The sequence below is a fragment of the Burkholderia cepacia genome, from assembly GCF_001039005.1.
Taxonomy (GTDB): Bacteria; Pseudomonadota; Gammaproteobacteria; order Burkholderiales; family Burkholderiaceae; genus Burkholderia; species Burkholderia theae.
Genome location: NZ_LDWR01000009.1, coordinates 21071 through 40493 on the forward strand (window position 1 = coordinate 21071; position 19423 = coordinate 40493).

Here is a 19423-nt window from a genome sequence, read left to right on the forward strand (position 1 = left end):
GCGAAGGCACGGGCCGTACCGGGCAGCCGGAGCACCCGCGCATGGCTGACGTATCCGGGCTCCGGCGCGCACTGCACGGCGCCGGGCGCTGGCTGCATCGCTCGCAGAACTGGATCGCCGGCGCGCTGCTCGTGTTCGGCGTGCTGGCCGCGTGCCGGTTGTGGCCGCATCCACCGCTGCGCGACTGGAAACCGACGTCGGTCGCGGTGGTCGATGCGCAGGGTCGGCTGCTGCGCCTGACGCTCGCGAAGGACGACCGCTACCGGCTGTGGGTGCCGCTCGACCGGATGTCGCCGCAGCTCGTCGAGGCTGTGATGCTGCACGAGGACCGCTGGTTCCGGTGGCATCCGGGCTTCAATCCGTACGGGCTCGCGCGCGGCGCGTGGATCACGTACGTGCGCGGCGGCAATCCGCAGGGCGGCTCGACGCTGACGATGCAGCTCGCGCGTTCGCTGTGGCGGCTGAACACGCGCACGCCGGCCGGCAAGCTCGAGCAGGTCGCACGCGCGGTGCAGCTCGAACTCTTCTACTCGAAGCGGCAGATTCTCGAGGCGTATCTGAACGACGCGCCGTACGGCCGCAACGTCGAAGGCGCGGGCACCGCGAGCGTCGTCTATTTCGACCGGATGCCCGACGCGCTGACGCTGCCCGAGGCGCTTGCGCTCGCGGTGATTCCGCAGGACCCGGCGCGGCGCGTGCGCGGCGGGCAGGATGCGATCAACCGCGCGCTGGCCGCGTCGCGCAACCGGTTGTACGCGCGCTGGCTGACGCAGCATCCGGGGGATGCGTCGCTCAAGCCGTTGTTCGCGTTGCCGCTCGCAATGCGGCCGCTGTCCGCGCTGCCGTTCGACGCGCCGCACGCGGTCGACCAGGCGCTCGCCGCGCGCAGCGCGTGGCGCACGACATCGGGCGCTGCCGATGACGCGAACGACGCCGGCGCGCGGCTCGTGACGACGCTCGATCTCGATCTGCAGCGGACGCTCGAACGGCAGATCGCGCGCTACGTTGCGCGCAACGACACGCGCGGCGTGCGCAACGCGGCCGCGCTGCTCGTCGATACGCGCGACATGGGTGTGAAGGCGCTCGTCGGTTCCGCGAACTTCTTCGATCGCACGATCGACGGGCAGGTGAACGGCACGCTCGCGCGGCGCTCGCCGGGCTCGACGCTCAAGCCGTTCATCTACGCGCTCGGCTTCGACCAGGGCGTGCTGCATCCGCAGACCGTGTTGCGCGACGTACCGACCGCGTTCGGTCCGTATGCGCCGGAGAATTTCGACGGCCATTTCCTCGGGCCGATCACCGCGACCGACGCGCTGAACCGCAGCCGCAACGTGCCGGCCGTGTGGGTCGCGTCGCAGCTCAAGTCCCCCGATCTGTACCGCTTCCTGCAGGAAGCCGGCGTGCGCCGGCTCGCGAGCGCGCAGCACTACGGGCTCGCGCTGGTGCTCGGCGGCGGCGAAGTGACGATGCAGGATCTCGCGGCGCTCTACGCGATGCTCGCGAATCGCGGCGAGTTCAGGCCGCTGCGGCTGCGCGCGGACGAGCCGGCCGCACCCGGCCGGCGCCTGCTGAGCGCGGAGGCGAGCTACATGACGATGGACATGCTGCGCCAGCATCTGCGCCCCGACGAGACGAGCGGCGCGCAGCCGTCGAGCGTGCCCGTCTACTGGAAGACCGGCACGTCATGGTCGTTCCGCGATGCGTGGACGGCCGGCGTGTTCGGCCCGTATGTGCTGGTCGTGTGGGTCGGCAACTTCGACAATTCGACCAATACGGCGTTCGTCGGCGTCGACGCGGCCGCGCCGCTGTTCTTCCAGATCGTCGATGCGCTGAACGCCGAGTGCACGCTCGTCGAGCCGCCGCGCGCGGTGCCGCCACACCTGAAGCGCGTGCGCATCTGCCTCGCGAGCGGCGACCTGCCGAACGAGTGGTGCCCGCAGCAGGGCTGGACGTGGTTCATTCCGGGCACGTCGCCGATTCGCGTGAGCACCGTGCACCGGCCCGTCGTGATCGACGACACGACGGGGAAGGCGGCATGCCCGCCGTACGACGGCAAGCGCACGCATACGGAGATCTTCGAGTTCTGGCCATCGGATTTGCAGCAGGTGTTCGCGCAGGCCGGCATTCCGCGCCGGCGGCCGCCGCAGAACGCGGACTGCCGCGATGCGGGGCAGGTCGACGGCGACCCGCCGCGCATCACGTCGCCGTTGCGCGGCAGCACGTATGCGATGCGCGTGAAAAGCGCGGACGAGACGCGCATCGCGTTCAACGCGACGGTCGACGCGAGCGCGCATGCGCTGTACTGGTTCGTCAACGACGCGTATGTCGGCCGCAGCACGCCGGGTGAAGCGCTGTTCTGGCAGCCGGGGACAGCCGGCAGTTATACGGTGCGGGTGGTCGACGATCATGGCCGCAGCGATCAGCGGCCGCTGGCGGTGGGGCTGGAGCAGTAGGGGCGCGCGACGCGATGCGGCAGCTTCGCCGCGCCGCATCGCGCCGGGGTCTTACTTGGCCGAACTCGCGCTGACCTTCGCGAAGTCCAGGCTGCCGAAGCCCGTATCGTCGTCCCAGCCGGCCTTCGCGGTATAGCCGTGGCTGCTATACCCGTTGTTGCCCGATGTCACGTCGTGGAGCAGCGACGTATTGGTCGGGAAGTTCTGATAGAACGCCGACGTCGGCAGGCCGAGGCTGTTGTTGTTCGCCGATTCGACCCGCGCCCAGCCGCCGACGAAGATCGGCGACGCGAGGCTCGTACCGCCGACGAGCTGATTGGTCTGCCCGTTGATGACGATGTACGCGCCCGTCGACTGCGCGGCGTCGAACGCGACGTCCGGCACCACGCGCTTCGTCACCGTGCTGCCGAGCGCGGCGGTCTGCCAGCTCGGCGCGGCTTCGAACGCACTCACGCCGCCGCCCGTCGCCCAGATCCGCACCGCGTTGTCGACCGGGTTGCCGTTGCTGTCGAGATCCGCATACGCGACGCCTTCGTTCCACACGGTTTCGCCGGCCCACGTCGTGGTGCCGGTGGTCGACAGCGTCGTGCCGCCGACTGCGACGACGTACGGCGAGCTGGCGGGCGACGACACGCTGTACTTGGACAGGTTGATCGTCGTCCTGACCGAGGTGCCGTTGTACGTGCCGATGTAGCCGGGTGCGCCTTGCGGCGACGTCGACCATTGATAGACGCCCGCGTCGCCGGCCGAGACCGAGAAGACCTGGCCCTGCGCGACGGCCTGCTTGAACACCGCGTCGTCGGCGGCGAGCGAGCCGTCGGAATTGGCGGCGGTTTCGTCGAGGCCGAGCGACACGTTGATGACGGTCGCCTTGTTGTCGGTCACAGCCTTGTTGTAGGCATCCGTCAGCGTCGCGTCGGTCAGGCCGCTGTCGCTGCTGTCGCCGTTCACGGCGGAATAGAAGATCAGCTGCTTGACGCCGCCGGAGGTGCCGATGATGTCCTGGCTGTCGAGATCCCATTCGCCCGGATCGCCGTCGTCGGCCAGCGTGCCGGACCCGCCGGCGACCACCGCCGTGTTGACGGTCGCCAGGCCGGCGTTCTGCGTGAAGGTGTTCAGGTCGGCAATGGTCTGGGTCATGTCGCCCCAGGTGATGATGCCCACCGTGGTGTTGGTCGCGGCGGGCAGGCCGCTTGCGTCATAGATCTTCGCGAAATCGGTCGGCTGGTGGCCGACTTGCTGCGAAGCGGCGGTCGCGTTCTTCGAGATCTTGTTCGGTTCGATCGCGGCGGCCGGCGCGAAGCGGTGAAGCAGGCGGTGCGGCACGGCGGCGTTCTGCAGGCCGAGCACCGAATCGACGATCGAGCCGAGCGACGCCGGGATCAGCGCGGCCGAATCGTTCGCGAAGACCGGCTTGCCGCGATAGTTGAAGCGCTTGATGCTGGCCTGGAAGCCGTTTTGTGCATTGCCCGCGTTGCCGTCGGCGGAGACCAGCGTGTTGTTCGCCGACGCCGAGATGTTGCTGAAACCGTTCGCCTTCAGGTGCGCCACCACGGCCGCGACCTGCGCGTCGGTCGGCGCGAAGCGTGCCTTGAACTGGGCCGGCGTGAGGTACTTGTGATAACTCGCGCTGCCCGGCTGGTTGACGTCGTGCAGGAACGCGTCGAGCTGGTCGGTATTGCGGTGCTTCAGCACCACGGTGACATGCAGCGGCTGGCTCAGTTCGAGCGGCGTCACGTGCGTGTCGGCGAGCGCCGGCGTGCCGACGCTGTTGAGCGAGTACGCGGGCTGTGCCTGCGAGGCAGTCGAAGCCGCCGCGGCGGGTGCATTCGACAGCAGGAAAGCGGTGGTGCGGGTCGGGACCCAGTTGGTCGCTGCCTGGGCGGGCAGCGGCGCCAGTGTGGCGGCTACCGCGAGCGGCAGCGCGGCGAGGGCAAAGCGTTGCGAGAGTGTGCGTTTGATGTGCTGAGTTCTCTGCATTGTGAGCTCCGGGATTTCGACGAAGAACCGGTGCAGCGCGCGGCCCGGATCGCGGGTAGCGATGGGGCGGCGGATGCAACCTGACGCAAGACCAGACCGACCAGCAAGATTCATGGCGACATAATTTTTCCTCCCCCTCCCACCATCAAGACCGGAGGCCGGTCGGGGCATCGGACTCGCCCATTGCGAGCGTCGATCCCGCGCACGGCCCTCTATCGTGTCGGCCCGTAACGCATCCACGGCGTCGCGGCTCGACCATCTCGTTCTCTTCAATCTGCTGCGACGGCTGCTTCAATGCCTTATCACTTAATTAGGAATCCAATGTATAAAATCCGGATAAGCGGGTGCTGCATTGTCGTTCGAAAGCGAGGTGCGCGTGTTCCGTGTGAGGTGCCGGGAGCGAGATCGAATATCCCGGTCAGCCGGGGGAGATGTCGATATCGGTCTCTTCCGCCTGCGGCGGAACGGGATGACCGGTGAAGCGGGGACTGTGTGTCGCGAGCAGATGATACGGATTACGAATCAGCTACTGTCCTCGTGCAACGTAATTAAAACGGAAGCTGTTTGTCGGGCCGTTGATTTCTTGATGCGGATTCGATTGCGCGGCGGGTTTTCTTGCGGGGAAAGATAGCAAGAAAGAAAACGGCGCGTCAAACTTTTTTTGATTAGGTCTAAAAAGTTTAGATAATCGCTTCGACGGGTATTTTTAATGAGCGGGAAACGATGATGTAAGTCATTCGTCATCCTTGACGAACGCTGCATGACGGGGCGTTGGCGAAGCGCAGGTGCTGCAAAAAAATGCTGCCGTAACGGTCATTCCGCAGCGACGACGGAAAACCGGTTCTCGATGTTTCCTTGCGTGCGTGTAGCGGGAGAGCATGCATCCGGCGCAACGGCAGATGCTCGCCGATCGAAATCGGGCGGCCCCGGTTGATCGTGTGGATGGGCGCGACTTCTACTTTTATTTCTTGTCGGTCTTCGCGTTTTTGCCGCGGCGGTGCACGGGTCGCACGCCGCGCGTCATGCGTCACTTCCAGGCCGTCACCCGTCGTCCGCTTTCGCCTGCAGATCCTTCAGCCCCTGAATCACGACCAGCAACGCGCGCCCGTGCTCGTCGGAGCCGTCCCATGCGTCGACAATCGCGTCGCGCAGCAGGTCGTTATAACGACGACGCGACGGCTCCGTATCGACACCATAGAAACTGCATAGCTTATTGAATGGAGCGCTGCGGCGCAGCCGATGCCCGTTCGACAGCCGCAGCCGCGACACGGTTGGCTGGCTGACCCCGGAAAGTCGCGCGATTTCGCTGGACGAGCGTGTATCTGCCATCAGGCGGCGCAACAGGTCTTGAACGGGAAAATCTTGGTCCGGGGCTTCCATGCGATGCATTATACCTATACAGTTACAGCTGTTGAATGGACTTGCTGTCACCAGCGAGGCTGTATCCCGAGAAAGTTGATGACACTGAAACACCTCCCACCCACGTTCTGCTGGACCAAGATCGGTACCGAGTCCGGCGAGGAACTGCCGACCGTCGTGCTCCGCAAGGAATGGGAGCGCCGGCTCGGGGGCGGGCGTTTTCTGTGGGGCATCAACCAGCCGCTCGGCAGCAGCGCGCAAGTTGCCGCGCATCGCACGGGCTCGCTGCTCGCGCTGTTCTCGCCGGTCGCGTCGCGCCCGCGCGCGGGCGAGCGCAAGGACGCGCTGTTGTGGAATGCATGGGTCGATGCGAACGGGCAGGTGCGGCCGCTTCCGCCACACACGTTCATCGCGAGCCGCTCGACGCTGCCGTCGGGCCGGCGTCGCGAACAGCACTACGCGCTCGTGTGCGCGTCATCCACCGCGCTGACGGTCGGCACGCAACTGCGCGTGTATCCCGACCACCTGCGCAGCGTGAGCACGGGCAAGCCGCTGGGTGCCGCACAGGGCGCGGCCGTGGTCGATTGCGTCGGGCGGGCGAAGGAGCAGACGGGCAAGAGCTATCCGCTCGCGCTGTCGGTCGAGCTCGAAGCACCGTATTTCGTGCGGCTCGCGCAGCCGTGCGTGCTGAAGGCGCGCGATCTCGCCGAAGTGAACAAGGCGACGCGCGCGGGCGATTTCGATCGTTTTGTCGAACTCGTCGCGCGGTTGCGCGGCCGTTCGCCGACGGACGCCGTGCGCGGCGTCACGCGGGATCTGTTCGACGTGCCGCCGCTCGAAACTGCGGCTGCGTATGTCGCACCCACGCACGTGGCGCGATTGCGCCATCGGCCGGCGGTCGAGCATCCGCGCGATCTCACGGGCGACCTGTTCGACCTGTCGCCGGGCGAGCCCACTGCGTTCGGCGGCCTTGCACACCCGCGCATCGGGCGCGCGTGACGGCAAGCGCGGAGAAGGTCGCGCAAGAATTTGTTGCAATCTCGCCATAGCGGAGCGGCGAGTGCGGAGGGACAATCGGCACGAAGCGCGCTGCGCGGCGGCCGATGCATCGACAATCGATGCGCCGTGGTTCACGCCGCCGACATGCGTACCACGCACACCGAGCGTCGGCTTGCTTCACACTGCAACCCTGTAGGAGAAGTGTCGATGTCGACCCACATCTGTTCGCAGGAAGCCCGGGCCGCGCAACGCTTCGTTGAAGCGACGCGCAACGTCGATCAGGCGTTTCGCGCGGTGCGCGGCGAAAGCGACGACGACGTCTCGTCGGCCGAATACGCACGCGCGATGTCGCGTCTCGATCGCGCGCTCGACGAGCTGGCGCGTGCGCAGGAATGCTTCGATCGCGTGGTCGGCGCCGACGCGGCAAGCGGCAACTGATTCCGCCGCTGCCGTGTTTGCGCGCGTCGGGCGACGCGCGTTCATCTTCATGCCGGGCATGCGACCCGGCATGTCAGTCCTTCATCCCACCCGAACTTCAGACCTTGCGGCCTTCGACCGGATAACCGGGATCGGTATAGCCGTGCGTCGACGCGTGCCCGGGCGGCACGAGCGAATCGACGAACCGTTCGTCGTCGGGGCCGAGTTCGAGCGTCAGCGCATCGATGTAGCTGTCCCAGTGCGCTTCGGTGCGCGGCCCCGCGATCGTCGAACTGACGATGCGATTCTTCATCACCCACGCGAGCGCGAACGCGACCGACGTCGTGCCGCGCGCGGCCGCATGCGCGGCGACCTGCTGCGCGATGTGCAACGATTCGGGCCGCCATTCCGTTTGCTGGATGCGCCGGTCGCCGCGGCCCGCGCGCGAATCGGCGGGCGGCTGCGCATCCACTGCGTATTTGCCGGTCAGCACGCCGCGCGCGAGCGGGCTGTACGGCACGACGCCGATTCCGTAGTGCGCGGCGGCCGGGAGCTGTTCGACCTCGGCCGTGCGATCGACGAGGTTGTACAGCGGTTCGCTTGCGACAGGACGATCGATGCCGAGCTGGTCCGCGAGCCGCACGATCTCGGCAATGCGCCAACCCTTGAAGTTCGACAGCCCGAAGTAGCGCACCTTGCCTTGCCGGATCAGGTCGGCCACTGCACGCATGCCTTCGTCGAGCGGCGCGTCGGTCAGCGCGCGATGGAAATAGAGGATGTCGATGTAATCGGTACCGAGCCGCTTCAGGCTCGCGTCGACCGATTCGAAGATCCATTTGCGCGACTGGCCTTGCCGGTTCGGCCCCGCGTCCGGTCCGGCCGGATAGCCGAACTTCGTCGCGACGACCCAGCTGTCGCGACGCGGCACGATCGCGCGGCCGACGACCGTTTCCGAACGACCGGCGTGATAGACGTCGGCCGTGTCGATGAAATTGACGCCCTGGTCGAACGCCTTGTCGATGATGCGCGCCGACGTTGCTTCGTCGGTCTCGCCGCCGAACATCATTGCACCGAGACACAGCGGCGACACCTTCAGCGCACTGCGCCCGAGATAGCGGTAATCCATGTGTGAGGCTCCATGCGGGCAGGTGCCCGGCGGTTGAATGACAGGTTATACGCCGGCTTCGTCGAAGACGCGTTGCGCGATCGGCAGCGCCGAACTCGCGGTCGGCCAGCCCGAGTAGAACGCGAGGTGCGTGATCGCTTCGATCAGCTCGTCGCGCGTGAGGCCGTTGTCGAGCGCCTTCTTCAGGTGGAACGGCAGCTCGTTCACACGATACAGCGACACGAGGCTCGCGACCGTGATCAGGCTGCGATCGCGCGGCGACAGGCCGGCGCGTTGCCACACGTCGCCGAACAGCACGTTGTCGGTGTAGTCGGCGAGGGCGGGTGCGATGGCGCCGAACGCTTTGCGCGCGGCGGACGTCGGTTCGGACATCGAGGGCTCCGGGGAACGTTGCGGACATCGACGATGGTAGCCACCGAAACGCTTATCGATAAGCCCCGCTCGCGCGCATGCACTTATCGAACGGATTCATGAATCGCGGCGCGCCGGCGGCTCATGCGCGGTAGCGCAGCGCGTCGACGATCACCGCGAGCGCACGCGACGATTGCCGCCGGCTTGCGTAGTACAGGTGATGGCCGGGAAACGTCGGGCACCAGTCGTCGAGCACGCTGTCGAGGCGGCCGGCGGCGACATGCGGCGCGGCGAGTTCGGCCGGCACGTACGCGAGCCCGTAGCCCGCAAGTGCCGCGTCGAGCATTTCATACGTGCCGTTGAACGTGACCTGCCCGTCGACGCGTACCTGCAGCGTGTCGTCGCCGCGCGCCAGTTCCCACGCGTACAGCGCACCGTGCGTCGGCAGGCGCAGGTTGATGCAGTCGTGCGCGACGAGATCCCGCGGCGACGCGGGGCGCGCGCGCTCAGCGAAATACGCGGGCGCGCCGACGATCGCCATTTTCAGGTCGGGTGAAATGCGCACGGCGATCATGTCCTTCGCGACCTGGTCGCCGAGCCGCACGCCGATGTCGAAGCGCTCCGCGACGATGTCGGACAGCCCGTAGTCGGTCACGAACTCGACCTTCAGGTCGCGATAGTCGCGCAGCATCGGGGCGAGCTTCGGCCACAGCAGTGTGCGGATCGCGTAGTCGGTCGCGTTGATGCGCACGGTGCCGGCCGGCTTGTCGCGCAGTTCCGCGAGCGTCGACAGCTCGGCCTCGATTTCGTCGAAGCGCGGCGCGAGGTTGCGCAGCAGGCGCTCGCCGGCTTCGGTCGGCGCGACGCTGCGCGTCGTGCGCGTGAGCAGCCGCACGCCGAGGCGCGTTTCGAGTGAACGGATCGTATGGCTGAGCGCGGATTGCGACACGCCGAGCTGGGCGGCCGCACGCGTGAAGCTGCGCTCGCGCGCGACGGCGATGAAGGCGAGCAGGTCCGCAAAGGTGTCGCGCGGCATGGAGGAAGTCGGGTGGTCGATGCCAGCGCATCGTACCACCGGGGTCGCCGGGCCGCGAGGCGACGCGGTACGTGCGTCAGCCCGCGCGTGTCATGCCCGGTGCGGAGTTCGCCGGATGGTACGCGTAGCCGCGATGCTGGAACGATGCCGCGAAGAAGCGCATCTGGTAGCGAATCGCGTTCGCCCAGTAATCCCAGGTATGGCCGCCCGGCCGCTCCGCGTAGTCGTGCGGCACGCCGAGCGCGACGAGCCGTTCGTGCAGCGTGCGGTTCGAGCCGACGAACGCGTCGTCGCGGCCGCAATCGATCGTCAGGTCGAGATGCGCACGCACGAATGCACGCGCGTTTTCGACGATCACGTTGCGATTCCAGAACGACGGATGGCGGCCGGGGTCGCCGAACACGTGGTCGATGCCCGGCTCGTCCTCGCAGCAGCGCGGATCGACCGCGCCGCTGATGCTGCCGACCGCGCCGAACGTGTCGGGCCGGTCGAGCGCGATGCGCAGTGCGCCGAAACCGCCCATGCTGAGCCCGGTGATCGCGCGGGCGCGCTGTGTCGCGATCGTGCGGAAGTGCGTGTCGACGTAAGACACGACTTCGTCGCCGATGAAGGTTTCGTAGCGGCTGCCCGAATCGAACGGGCTGTCGATGTACCAGCTTTCGTGCCCGCCGTCGGGCATCACGAGAATCACGTGGTAGCGGTCGGCCAGCGCGGCGATATGCGTGTTCGACGTCCAGTCGGTATGGTCGCCGCCCGAGCCGTGCAGCAGATAGACGACCGGATAGCGTTCGCCGTCGCGGTTGCCGCGTGCGTAGTCGTCGGGCAGCACGACGGTCGCCTTGAGCGTCTCGCTCATCGCGGCGCTGGGAATCGCGACGACCCGCGCATGAAACGCGAACGCAGGGCTCGTGATGGCGAGCAGCAGAAGCAGCCAGAAGGCGCGTGCGAGGTGCATCGATCCTTGCATGTGTCGACCCTGTCCGGCGGCCGGGCGCCGGGGAAACCCTGTTCGGACGACTCTAGCAACCGCGCCTTTCAACCATATTTCGACGAACCCTACGCATTGTCAGGCGCGCGTCAGCGCAGGCAGCGCTCGACCGCCGCGCGAAACGCATCGGGCCGTTCGGCCGGCAGCAGGTGCCCGCAGCGCTCGATCGTGTCGGAGCCGGCGCAGCGCGCGAGCGCCCAGTCCGGCACGTGCCAGCCCGCGCGCGAGCGTTCGCCGGCGACCAGCCAGACCGGGTGGTGCTCGAACACCTGCGCGAGCGCCCGCAGGTAGTCGGGAACGCCCGTCGTCGCGACGACCGAGCGGCCCATCGCGCGCAGCGTCGATGCCGGCTGATGCGCGAGCCAGCGGCGTGCGTCGTCGAGCAAACGCGGCGACGGTTCGTCGATCGCGCCGCGCAGCCACGCGAGCGGATCGGCACGCAGGCCGTCGAGCATCGCGTCGGCTTCGGCCGGCGTCATGCGGCCGACCGACGCCGACCAGAACGCGTCGTCGAGCGTGAAGTTGCCTTCGACGTTGACGATCCGCCGCACGCGCTCGGGGTGCGCATGCGCGAACAGCATCGCGATCGCGCCGCCGACCGAGTGACCGACGACATCGACCGGCTGCGCGCCGAAGTGCGTGTCCACGGTGTGCCGGACATGCTCGACCTGCGCGGCGAGCGTGATCGCATCGATCGGCGCCGCGCGATGCGCGCCATAACCGAGCAGGTCGGGGGCGAGATGCGGGCCGTGCCATCCGTGCACGTCGAACGTGCCGATGAAGCCGTGAATGAAGACGACGGGAACGGGTTGGGTCATGCGGCGGGCTCGGAAGGAAGGGGCGGCAAGTCGAGTTCGGCGAGCAGTTCGTCGAGTTCGAGCACGTGCGTGCGGTCGTGGTCGAGCAGTTCGCGCACGAGTTCGTCGAGCGACATGCGGCGGATGCCGTCGCGCAGCCCGCAGCGTTCGAGCTGCGGCGGCTGCAGCGTGGCGGCCGTCGCGCACAGTGTGGCGCGCCCCGTGCGGAAGGCCGCGACCGCGCGGTCCAGCGGCTGCGCGAGATAGTCGCGTTGCGCCGCGAGCGCGGTGCCGTCGACCGACGCGATCACGGGCAGCTCGGCCGTGCGTACGGCATCGATGCGTTCGGCGAACACCGCGTCGAGATCGCGCAGGTGGCACGCATGTTCGACGAGCGAGAAGCCGGTGCCGGCCGGGCGGCGCGTCCACAGCGCGGCCGGCACGTGCGCCGCATACGCGGCGAGCCGGCCTGGTAGGCGCGCGAGCGCGACGACGACGTTGTCGAATGGCAGCCGTTGCGGATACGGGCTGAACACCGTGCCATAGCTGAACAGCGTGCCACTGAGCCGCCCGCGTGCCTGCACGAGCTCATGGCTGTGGCGGCGCATGACTTCCGCGACCATCGCGCCGCAGAACTGGCGGGCCGTCGTGTCGGCCTCGATTTCGGGGAATTTGCGCGCGATCTCGTGCTGGATCGCGCCGATCGCGGCGACGCCCACGCGCGACAGCGCCGCGAACTCGAGATAACGCTCGGGTTGCGCGATCAGCGCCTCGAGCTGGGCGCCGAGCGCGGTGGTGCGGAAACGGTCGAAACGGGAATGCATGACGAACAGGCCCTGTCGAGTAACGTGTCAAAACGATACGTTACTCGACAGGGAGGCGTCAACCGGTCGGCGCGACGCGCCGACGCGATGCTAGCCGGCGAGCGCCGTGAGCAGCTGGTTCCGCACGATCGCGGTGGCCAGCGGCTGACGGCCGAATTCGTACCACCCGATGTGACGCCGCCACGTCGCGCCGGGAATCGGCTTCACGAACAGCAGCGGATCGTCGCTCCATGCGGCATGCCGCAGGCGCGGCACGATCGTGACGCCGATGTTCTGCCTCACGAGATCGGCGATCGCGGCGATCGAGTTCATTTCGAGCACCGGATTCACTTCGACGTGCAGGCGGCGCAGCAGGCTCGTGACGTGACGCCCGGTCGGCGAGGCGGCTTCGAAGCCGATGAACGGAAAGCGCTTGAGCAGCGACGCCACCGACGCATCGGCGGGCGCGATCGCCGGGTTGGCCAGCAGCACGAGCGGCTCGTCGTACAGGTATTCCCACGATTCGGGCAGCGTGGTCGTGCGCGGCTCGCCGATCAGCACCGCCGCATCGATCTCGCCGGCCCGCACCTGGCGTTCCAGTTCCGGGCTGCCGCCGTGCGTGAGCCGCACGTTCAGGCCTGGATACTGCACCTTCAGCCGAATCACGTTGGCCGCGAGAAAACCCATCGACGACACCGTCGCGCCGATCGTGATCGAGCCTTCGATGCTGTGCTGCCCGCTGACGCCGCGCACCAGCGAGTCGTACGCGGCGACCACCGAGCGCGCCTGCTCGAGGATCGAACGGCCGGCGTCGTTCAACTGCACGCTCCGCCCGCTGCGGTCGAACAGTTGCCGCTGGCACACGCGTTCCAGCGTGCGCATCTGCGCGCCGACCGCCGCGTGCGTGAGCGCCATGCGGTCGGCCGCGGCGGCCATCGTGCCGTGTTTCTCGATGGCCAGAAACGTCCGCAGCATTCGAATCTCGCTCATCCCCTTCTCCTGAAAACAGCCCGGCAACGTGCGCGTGCGGCACGTCCCGCCGCTATGGCGATGCGCCGGATGATCGCACGATACTAAAAAAAATCTTTCGTTTATGGAAAGAAAATAACGCTTTTTATTTTGTTTATCGCGCCCGAGAATCGTTTCGTCCGATCCAGCGCAAGGAGTTTTCCGATGTCGTCCATCCAGCCCTTTCCCTTCGTCAGCGTGTCCGGCAAGCCGTACGAGCGCGGCTTGCAGTACGGCCGCGCCGCGGCGGCGCGCGTGCGCCTGAGCGCATCGCGCTACGGGCAGACGCTGCACAATCTCGGCTACGGCGAGGCGGCGCAGGCGGCGTTCATCCGCTCGCTCGAACAGGCGATCGGCGCGTTCCAGCCGGCCTATCTCGACGAGATGCGCGGCATCGCCGCCGGGGCCGATGTGGCGTTCGACGACATCGTGCTCGTCAATGCGCGCACCGAAGTGCTTGCGAAAGCGCGCGCCGAACACGCGTTGCCGGCCGATGCCAACGCTGAGGACGAGGACGGCTGCACCGGCGTGCTCGTGCTCCCGTCGCGCTCGGCGACGGGCAAGCTGATCCACGCGCAGAACTGGGACTGGAAGGCCGACTGCATCGATACCGGCATCGTGCTGCGCGTGCACAACGACGACGGCCCCGACTTCCTGACGTTCGTCGAGGCGGGCGGGCTCGCGCGCAGCGGGCTGAACGCGAGCGGCGTGTCGATCACCGCGAACTACCTCGAATCGGATCGCGATTTCATGCATGCCGGCGTGCCGCTGTCGCTGCTGCGCCGGCGCGTGCTGGAGGAGCCCGTGTTCGCGAACGCGTTGCGCGTGATCGCGACGACGCCGAAGTCGTGCTCGAACAACATCATGCTCGGCATGGCCGACGGCTTCGGCATCGATTTCGAATGCGCGCCGGACGAGGCGTTCCCGATCTATCCCGGCGACGACGACCTGATCGTCCACGCGAACCACTGGGTCAGCCCGATCGCGCGCACCAAGCTGCGCGACACGGGCTGCGAGAACTCGCCCGACAGCTATTACCGCGACTGGCGCGTGCGCCGGCTGCTCGACGCGCTGCCGAAGATCGATCGCAGCGCGGTCAAGGCGGCGCTGTTCGACGACTTCGGCGCGCCGTACTCGGTGTGCCGGCCGCCGCGCCCGGGCACGCGCCACACGCTGTCGGCGACGGTCGCGATGATCGTCATGCAGCCGGGCGACGGCGAAATGGACGTCGCGCCGATGCCCGCGCTCAACCGCGAGTTCACGCGTTACAGCCTGACGCGCGAGCCGTTGCGCGAAGCCGCCTGAACGGCAGCCGCCACGCCTGCGCGACACAAGATACTCATCCAGGAGCGAGACAGATGTTCGATACCACCACGACGCCGGCCGGTCCCGGTGAAGCCAGGGCCGAGGCGCTGTACGACCTCGGCTCGACGACCGTCTACGCGAGCCGGCACGATCCGCGTTTTCCGTACGTGCTGTACGTGCCCGACGAAATCCGCTTGCCGGACAACGACGTCGAGCTGGTCGTCGTGATGCATGGCACGGGGCGCCAGTTCACGCAGTACCGCGACGCGTTCGCGCCATTCGGACGCTGGAACCGCTGCGTCGTGCTGTGTCCGCTGTTTCCGGTCGGCGTGAGCGGCGACGGCGATCGCAACGGCTTCAAGCGTCTTGCCGAAGGCGACATCCGCTACGACCGCGTGCTGCTCGACATGGTGAGCGAAGTCGGCGAGCGCTACGGCAAGCGGTTCGACCGGTTCGCACTATCCGGTTATTCGGGCGGCGGGCAGTTCGCGCATCGGTTCGCGTATGTGCATCCCGAGCGGTTGTGGGCCGTGTCGATCGGCGCGCCGGGCAACGTCACGCTGCTCGACCCGCACAAGGCGTGGTGGCTCGGTATAGGCGGCTTCGAGCGGCAGTTCGGCAAGCCGTTCGACGCGGCGGCGCTGGGGCAGGTGCCGGTCCAGATGGTGGTCGGCCGCGCCGATCTCGAGACGTGGGAAATCACGGTGCGCGAAGACAGCGCGATGTACGTGCCCGGCATCAACGATGCGGGCGCGACGCGGCCCGAGCGGCTTCGTGCGCTCGCGGCATCGTTCGACGCGGCCGGTGTGCGCGTGCGCTTCGACGAACTGCCCAACGTCGCGCACAACGGCATGCAGACCGTCGAGACGGTGCAGGACTTCTTTGTGCAGACGCTGCGCGCGATGCGCGCCGGGGGCTAGATCCATGGAAATCGGCGACGACGCAAGGCAAGCCCGCAAGGTCATCGTGTCGACCGTGATCGGCGGCACGTTCGAGTGGTTCGATTTCATGGTGTACGGCTACTTCTCGAGCCTGATCGCGCGGACGTTCTTTTCCGGCGTCGGGCGCGGCGAATCGATGCTGCTGACGTTCGCGACGTTCGCCGTCGGGTTCCTCGTCAGACCGGTCGGCGGCGTCGTGATGGGGATGTACGCGGATCGCGCGGGGCGCATGAAGGCGCTGTCGTGGATCATGGTCGCGATGTCGGTGGGGTCGCTGCTGCTCGGCCTCACGCCGGGCTTCGCGACCTGGGGCATCGCCGCGCCGGCGCTCGTCGTGGTCGGCCGGCTCGTGCAGGGGTTCGCGGTCGGCGCGCAGTTCGCGCTGTCGTCGGTGTCGATCTACGAGGTCGCGCCGCCGGGCAAGAAGATGTTCTACGGCAGCTTCAACATGCTGTCGCTCGGGCTTGCGGCGATGTTTTCGTCGGGCGGCAGCTACCTGCTGTCGCGGTACCTGTCGCATGCCGCGATGGCCGAGTGGGGCTGGCGCGTGCCGTTCCTGGTCGGCGCGCTGGTCGGTCCGCTCGGTTTCTACATCCGGCATCACGTCGACGAATCGGCGGCGTTCCAGCGGATGCGCGCGCGGCCGGCCGCCCGTGCGCCGGCCGGCACGCGCGCACGGGCGTTCATCCGCGAGAACGGCGATGCGCTCGTCTGCGCGATCGGCGTGATGATCGCCGGCACGTCGCTGAACTACGTATGGAATGCGTACCTGCCGAACTACGCGCAATCGCAGCTCCATCTGCCGCTCAGCTCGTCGCTGCAGGCCGTGTTCGTCACCAGCATCATGTCGTGCGTGCTGTCGCCGGTGTTCGGCAAGCTGGCCGACCGGGTCGGGCCGTACCGGCTGTTCTGCGGTTTCATCGCGGGCTGGCTCGTGTGCGTGTTCCCGCTGTTCTGGTATCTGCTCGATGCGCCGACGGCGAGCCGGCTGATGATCGTGCACCTGATCGGCATGCTGTTCCTGACGCTGCAGGGCGCCGCGCATCCGGGGATGCTCGTGCAGATCTTCACGGTCGAGGGGCGCTCGACCGGCGTGGCGATCGCATACAACTCGTCGGTGACGCTGTTCGGCGGGCTCGCGCCGTTCTACATCTCGGTGGTCGCGCATTTGACCGATGCACGGTTCATCCCGCCGAGTTATCTGTTCGGCACGAGCCTGCTGGCGATCGCGCTGGTGCTCGCCACGCGCACCGGGCGGCGCTCGATACGGAACGACGGCTCGGCGCGCGGGCGGGACAGCGATTTCACGGGTGCCGCGCAGGCCGTTTCCGTCTCCGCGTCCGAGCAGACACAGGCGCGGCCGTGACGTCACCGGGCGCAGGCGACGTTGCCGGCGAGGGCGCGCGCGGGCTTCGCTCGCGCCCGTCGGTCAGGATTTCTGCCGCGCGTCGATTTCCGTGCGCATCCGCGCTTCCTGCTCACGCAACTCGTCCGTGAATGCGGCGCCGAAATCCTCGGCTTCGAACAGCGGGCGGATCTCGATGTCGGAGTCCACAGGCATCGGATTCGGGCAGCGCTTCACCCATTCGATGGCTTCTTCCATCGAGCTCACCTGCCACAGCCAGTAGCCCGCGACGAGCTCCTTCGTTTCGGCGAACGGGCCGTCGATGACGGTGCGGTTCTTGCCGGAAAAGTGCACGCGCTTGCCGCGGCTGCTCGGGTGCAGCCCGTCGGCGGCGAGCAGGATGCCGGCTTTCACCAGTTCTTCGTTGAAGCGACCCATCTCGGCCATGATCCGGGTGTCGGGCATCCGGCCGGACTCGGAATCGGCAGTGGCCTTGACGATTACCATGACGCGCATTGTCGTATCTCCTTGAGTTGGGGGGAGTGTTCGTTGACCGACAGGTCAACGTGGCTTACGACACTACGACGGACGACGATCGGGGAAATCGACGGCGGACACGAAAAAGATTTCGTACGGCGGTGCGGCAACAGCGGCGCGTTGCCGGCGGTCGATCGAAATGCGGTGTTGCGGGGGGCGGGCCGCCGCGCTGCGCGGCCCGGTTCAAGCGTTCGGTCAGTTCCCGGCAGGCGGGGCCTGGTGGCCGTCGCCGAGTTGCGCGCGCAGTTTCGCTTCCTGCTCCTGCAGCTCGGGTGTGAATTCGGCGCCGAAATCCTCGGGCGAGAACACCTGCCGGATCTCGATCTCCGATTCGCCGAGCATCGGGTTCGGGCAGCGCTTCACCCATTCGACGGCTTCGTCCATCGAGCTCACCTGCCACAGCCAGAACCCGGCGATGAGTTCCTTGGTTTCGGCGAACGGGCCGTCGGTCACGGACCGGTCCTTGCCGGCGAAGCGTACGCGCTTGCCGCGGGCGCTCGGGTGCAGCCCTTCGCCGGCGAGCATCACGCCCGCTTTCACGAGCGCTTCGTTGTACTGGCCCATCGCGGCCAGCAGTTCGGTGTCGGGCATCTTGCCGGCTTCGGAATCGGCGGTCGCCTTGACGATGACCATGACGCGCATGATTGTTTCTCCTGGGTTGGGAAAGTGGCAGGGGGCGTCGGCCTTGCGGGACAGCCGACCCGTTCTTGCGATGGTACGACGGGCGGCGCGCGGCGAAATCGACATCGGCACGAAAAAGCGCCGTTGCGCGGGCGGCGGGCGCGCTGGCCGACCGCTTCACCAAAACTGGTATGCTGATCCTCACCACGTTTACGCGGAGGGTGCCATGGCTGCTAAAGAAGTCTCGAAGAAGAAATACCTGAAAATCCTGAACAAACGCTTGCGTGCCGAACCGGCGGCCCCGGACGGCGCGTCGTTCGTATTTTTCCCGCTGGGCGCGAAGGCGAAGCATGCGACGGGCGTCGTGTCCGGCGATGCGCGCAGCAAGCGCGAACTGGCGGTGATGGCCGCGGTCCAGCGCAAGGCGGCCGAAGAGTTCGTCGTCTCCGGCGCCTGACCGGGATCCGTCATACCACGGCTGGTTTCGCCGCCTGCGTGACTTACGCGGCGGCGGCTTCGCAATGCGCGATCGCACCGGCCAGCACGCGCGGGATGTCGTGCGTGATGGCCGGGCCGTGCATCGGCAGGATGATGTCGAGATCGAGCGCCTGGATGCGGCGCAGCGCGCTCGCCATGTGCGCGAGCGACGGCAGGTAGTCCGAGCGGGTGATCGAGTCGATGATCGCCGGCAGCGGGTCGTCGGTGGCGTCGTCGCCGAAGCGCATCAGGATGTCCGACGACAGCAGCGCCTTATAGGCCGGCAGGTACACGACCAGCGCATCCCATTGATGGACGTGCTTTGTGAAGATCGGCACGATATCGATACCGGAGATCGTCGTCGGCACGCCGTCCTTCAGCGGTGTCGCACGCACGCCGAAGATATCGGCCAGCCCGTGCGTGCACATCGGATGGCCGTACGCGACGAGTGCCGGATTGGCCGCGAGGAAGTCGGGCAGCGCGCCCATCTCGTCGACCTCGAAATGCGGAACGATCACGCTACTCACCATCGATGGCGTGATGCCGACGGTCGCGAGGCTCGCGCTCAGTTGCGGGAAGTTGGAGCGGGTGCCCGTTTCGATGCAGACGATTTCGCCGCCCGGCGAACGGACGAAGAACTGGCTGAAGCCGAGTTTCAGCTTGTCGATGTAGGTCGTCGCGCGAAACAGGCCGCTGCGGATTTCTTCGATACGTGAGCTGTCCATCGATTCGATCCTCGCGCGGGGAGTGGGGGCGGGGCCGCACCGTCGCGCGATTGCCGCGACGCATCAACGGCCGCACGACCCGGTGCCTCGACGCAGTCTAGCAGCGTTGCTCCGGACCCGACGCCTGTCGGTTCATGCAGCGGCCGGGAACGGCG

19 protein-coding genes are annotated in these 19423 nt (G+C 67.3%); 7 read left to right on the forward strand and 12 right to left on the reverse strand.

Translation table 11 applies throughout. From position 1 onward, the window contains the following. Positions 1-41: 41 nt before the first annotated feature. Entirely contained in the window at positions 42-2453 is a 2412-nt protein-coding gene (gene pbpC / locus VL15_RS04035) for a penicillin-binding protein 1C (protein WP_053077579.1), read from the forward strand. A 51-nt stretch (positions 2454-2504) separates the two neighbouring features. On the opposite strand, the gene VL15_RS04040 is transcribed toward pbpC, so the two are convergent. Beyond that, positions 2505-4433, reverse strand: a complete 1929-nt coding sequence (locus VL15_RS04040; RefSeq protein WP_048243242.1) for a S53 family peptidase — start codon at positions 4431-4433, stop codon at positions 2505-2507. Between the two features lie 1041 nt (positions 4434-5474). After that, positions 5475-5813, reverse strand: a complete 339-nt coding sequence (locus tag VL15_RS04045) for a helix-turn-helix domain-containing protein (protein ID WP_011547066.1) — start codon at positions 5811-5813, stop codon at positions 5475-5477. Positions 5814-5891: 78 nt separating this feature from the next. On the opposite strand from VL15_RS04045, the gene VL15_RS04050 reads away from it, so the two are divergent. Together VL15_RS04050 and VL15_RS04055 are read left to right on the forward strand one after the other, a co-directional pair. Beyond that, positions 5892-6791, forward strand: coding sequence for a hypothetical protein (locus tag VL15_RS04050; protein ID WP_048243243.1), 900 nt, complete (start codon positions 5892-5894; stop codon positions 6789-6791). A gap of 207 nt (positions 6792-6998) precedes the next feature. After that, entirely contained in the window at positions 6999-7229 is a 231-nt protein-coding gene (locus tag VL15_RS04055; RefSeq protein WP_048243244.1) for a hypothetical protein, read from the forward strand. 97 nt (positions 7230-7326) lie between these two features. Here VL15_RS04055 and VL15_RS04060 read toward each other — a convergent pair whose 3' ends face one another. The 7 genes from VL15_RS04060 to VL15_RS04090 all read right to left on the reverse strand — a co-directional run bounded on the left by VL15_RS04060 (position 7327) and on the right by VL15_RS04090 (position 13299). Beyond that, positions 7327-8334, reverse strand: a complete 1008-nt coding sequence (locus VL15_RS04060; protein ID WP_048243245.1) for an aldo/keto reductase — start codon at positions 8332-8334, stop codon at positions 7327-7329. A gap of 45 nt (positions 8335-8379) precedes the next feature. Beyond that, positions 8380-8706, reverse strand: coding sequence for a carboxymuconolactone decarboxylase family protein (locus VL15_RS04065; RefSeq protein ID WP_048243246.1), 327 nt, complete (start codon positions 8704-8706; stop codon positions 8380-8382). Positions 8707-8827: 121 nt separating this feature from the next. Next, entirely contained in the window at positions 8828-9721 is an 894-nt protein-coding gene (locus tag VL15_RS04070; protein WP_048243247.1) for a LysR family transcriptional regulator, read from the reverse strand. Between the two features lie 76 nt (positions 9722-9797). Beyond that, positions 9798-10676: an alpha/beta hydrolase gene (locus VL15_RS04075; RefSeq protein WP_196319540.1), complete on the reverse strand. Its 879-nt coding sequence runs from the start codon at positions 10674-10676 to the stop codon at positions 9798-9800. 122 nt (positions 10677-10798) lie between these two features. Further along, a complete protein-coding gene (locus tag VL15_RS04080) occupies positions 10799-11527 on the reverse strand; it encodes an alpha/beta fold hydrolase (protein ID WP_048243249.1) in 729 nt (242 codons plus the stop codon). Continuing rightward, the gene (locus tag VL15_RS04085; RefSeq protein ID WP_048243250.1) at positions 11524-12330 is read right to left on the reverse strand and encodes a DinB family protein; all 807 of its coding nucleotides are present in this window, start codon (positions 12328-12330) and stop codon (positions 11524-11526) included. Before VL15_RS04085 ends, VL15_RS04080 begins: the two co-directional genes overlap by 4 nt. Before the next feature lie 90 nt (positions 12331-12420). After that, complete coding sequence (locus tag VL15_RS04090; RefSeq protein ID WP_048243251.1) at positions 12421-13299, reverse strand: LysR substrate-binding domain-containing protein; 879 nt, start codon at positions 13297-13299, stop codon at positions 12421-12423. A gap of 183 nt (positions 13300-13482) precedes the next feature. Between VL15_RS04090 and VL15_RS04095 the strand changes: the two genes are divergently transcribed. From VL15_RS04095 to VL15_RS04105, 3 genes are all read left to right on the forward strand, one after another. Further along, on the forward strand, positions 13483-14622 hold the full coding sequence (locus tag VL15_RS04095) for a C45 family autoproteolytic acyltransferase/hydolase (RefSeq protein ID WP_048243252.1): 1140 nt from the start codon (positions 13483-13485) through the stop codon (positions 14620-14622). 167 nt (positions 14623-14789) lie between these two features. After that, positions 14790-15542 (forward strand): hydrolase, encoded by a 753-nt coding sequence (locus VL15_RS04100; protein ID WP_080970714.1) that lies wholly within the window; start codon positions 14790-14792, stop codon positions 15540-15542. A gap of 4 nt (positions 15543-15546) precedes the next feature. After that, complete coding sequence (locus tag VL15_RS04105) at positions 15547-16929, forward strand: MFS transporter (RefSeq protein WP_048243254.1); 1383 nt, start codon at positions 15547-15549, stop codon at positions 16927-16929. Positions 16930-16992: 63 nt separating this feature from the next. Here VL15_RS04105 and VL15_RS04110 read toward each other — a convergent pair whose 3' ends face one another. Continuing rightward, positions 16993-17424 (reverse strand): YciI family protein, encoded by a 432-nt coding sequence (locus VL15_RS04110; protein ID WP_048243255.1) that lies wholly within the window; start codon positions 17422-17424, stop codon positions 16993-16995. 216 nt (positions 17425-17640) lie between these two features. Then, positions 17641-18087 (reverse strand): YciI family protein, encoded by a 447-nt coding sequence (locus VL15_RS04115; protein ID WP_048243256.1) that lies wholly within the window; start codon positions 18085-18087, stop codon positions 17641-17643. A gap of 205 nt (positions 18088-18292) precedes the next feature. Here VL15_RS04115 and VL15_RS04120 point away from each other — a divergent pair, with 205 nt between their 5' ends. Continuing rightward, positions 18293-18523 (forward strand): hypothetical protein, encoded by a 231-nt coding sequence (locus tag VL15_RS04120; RefSeq protein WP_048243257.1) that lies wholly within the window; start codon positions 18293-18295, stop codon positions 18521-18523. A gap of 43 nt (positions 18524-18566) precedes the next feature. Here VL15_RS04120 and VL15_RS04125 read toward each other — a convergent pair whose 3' ends face one another. After that, on the reverse strand, positions 18567-19268 hold the full coding sequence (locus VL15_RS04125) for an MBL fold hydrolase (protein ID WP_048243258.1): 702 nt from the start codon (positions 19266-19268) through the stop codon (positions 18567-18569). Positions 19269-19423: the final 155 nt, after the last annotated feature.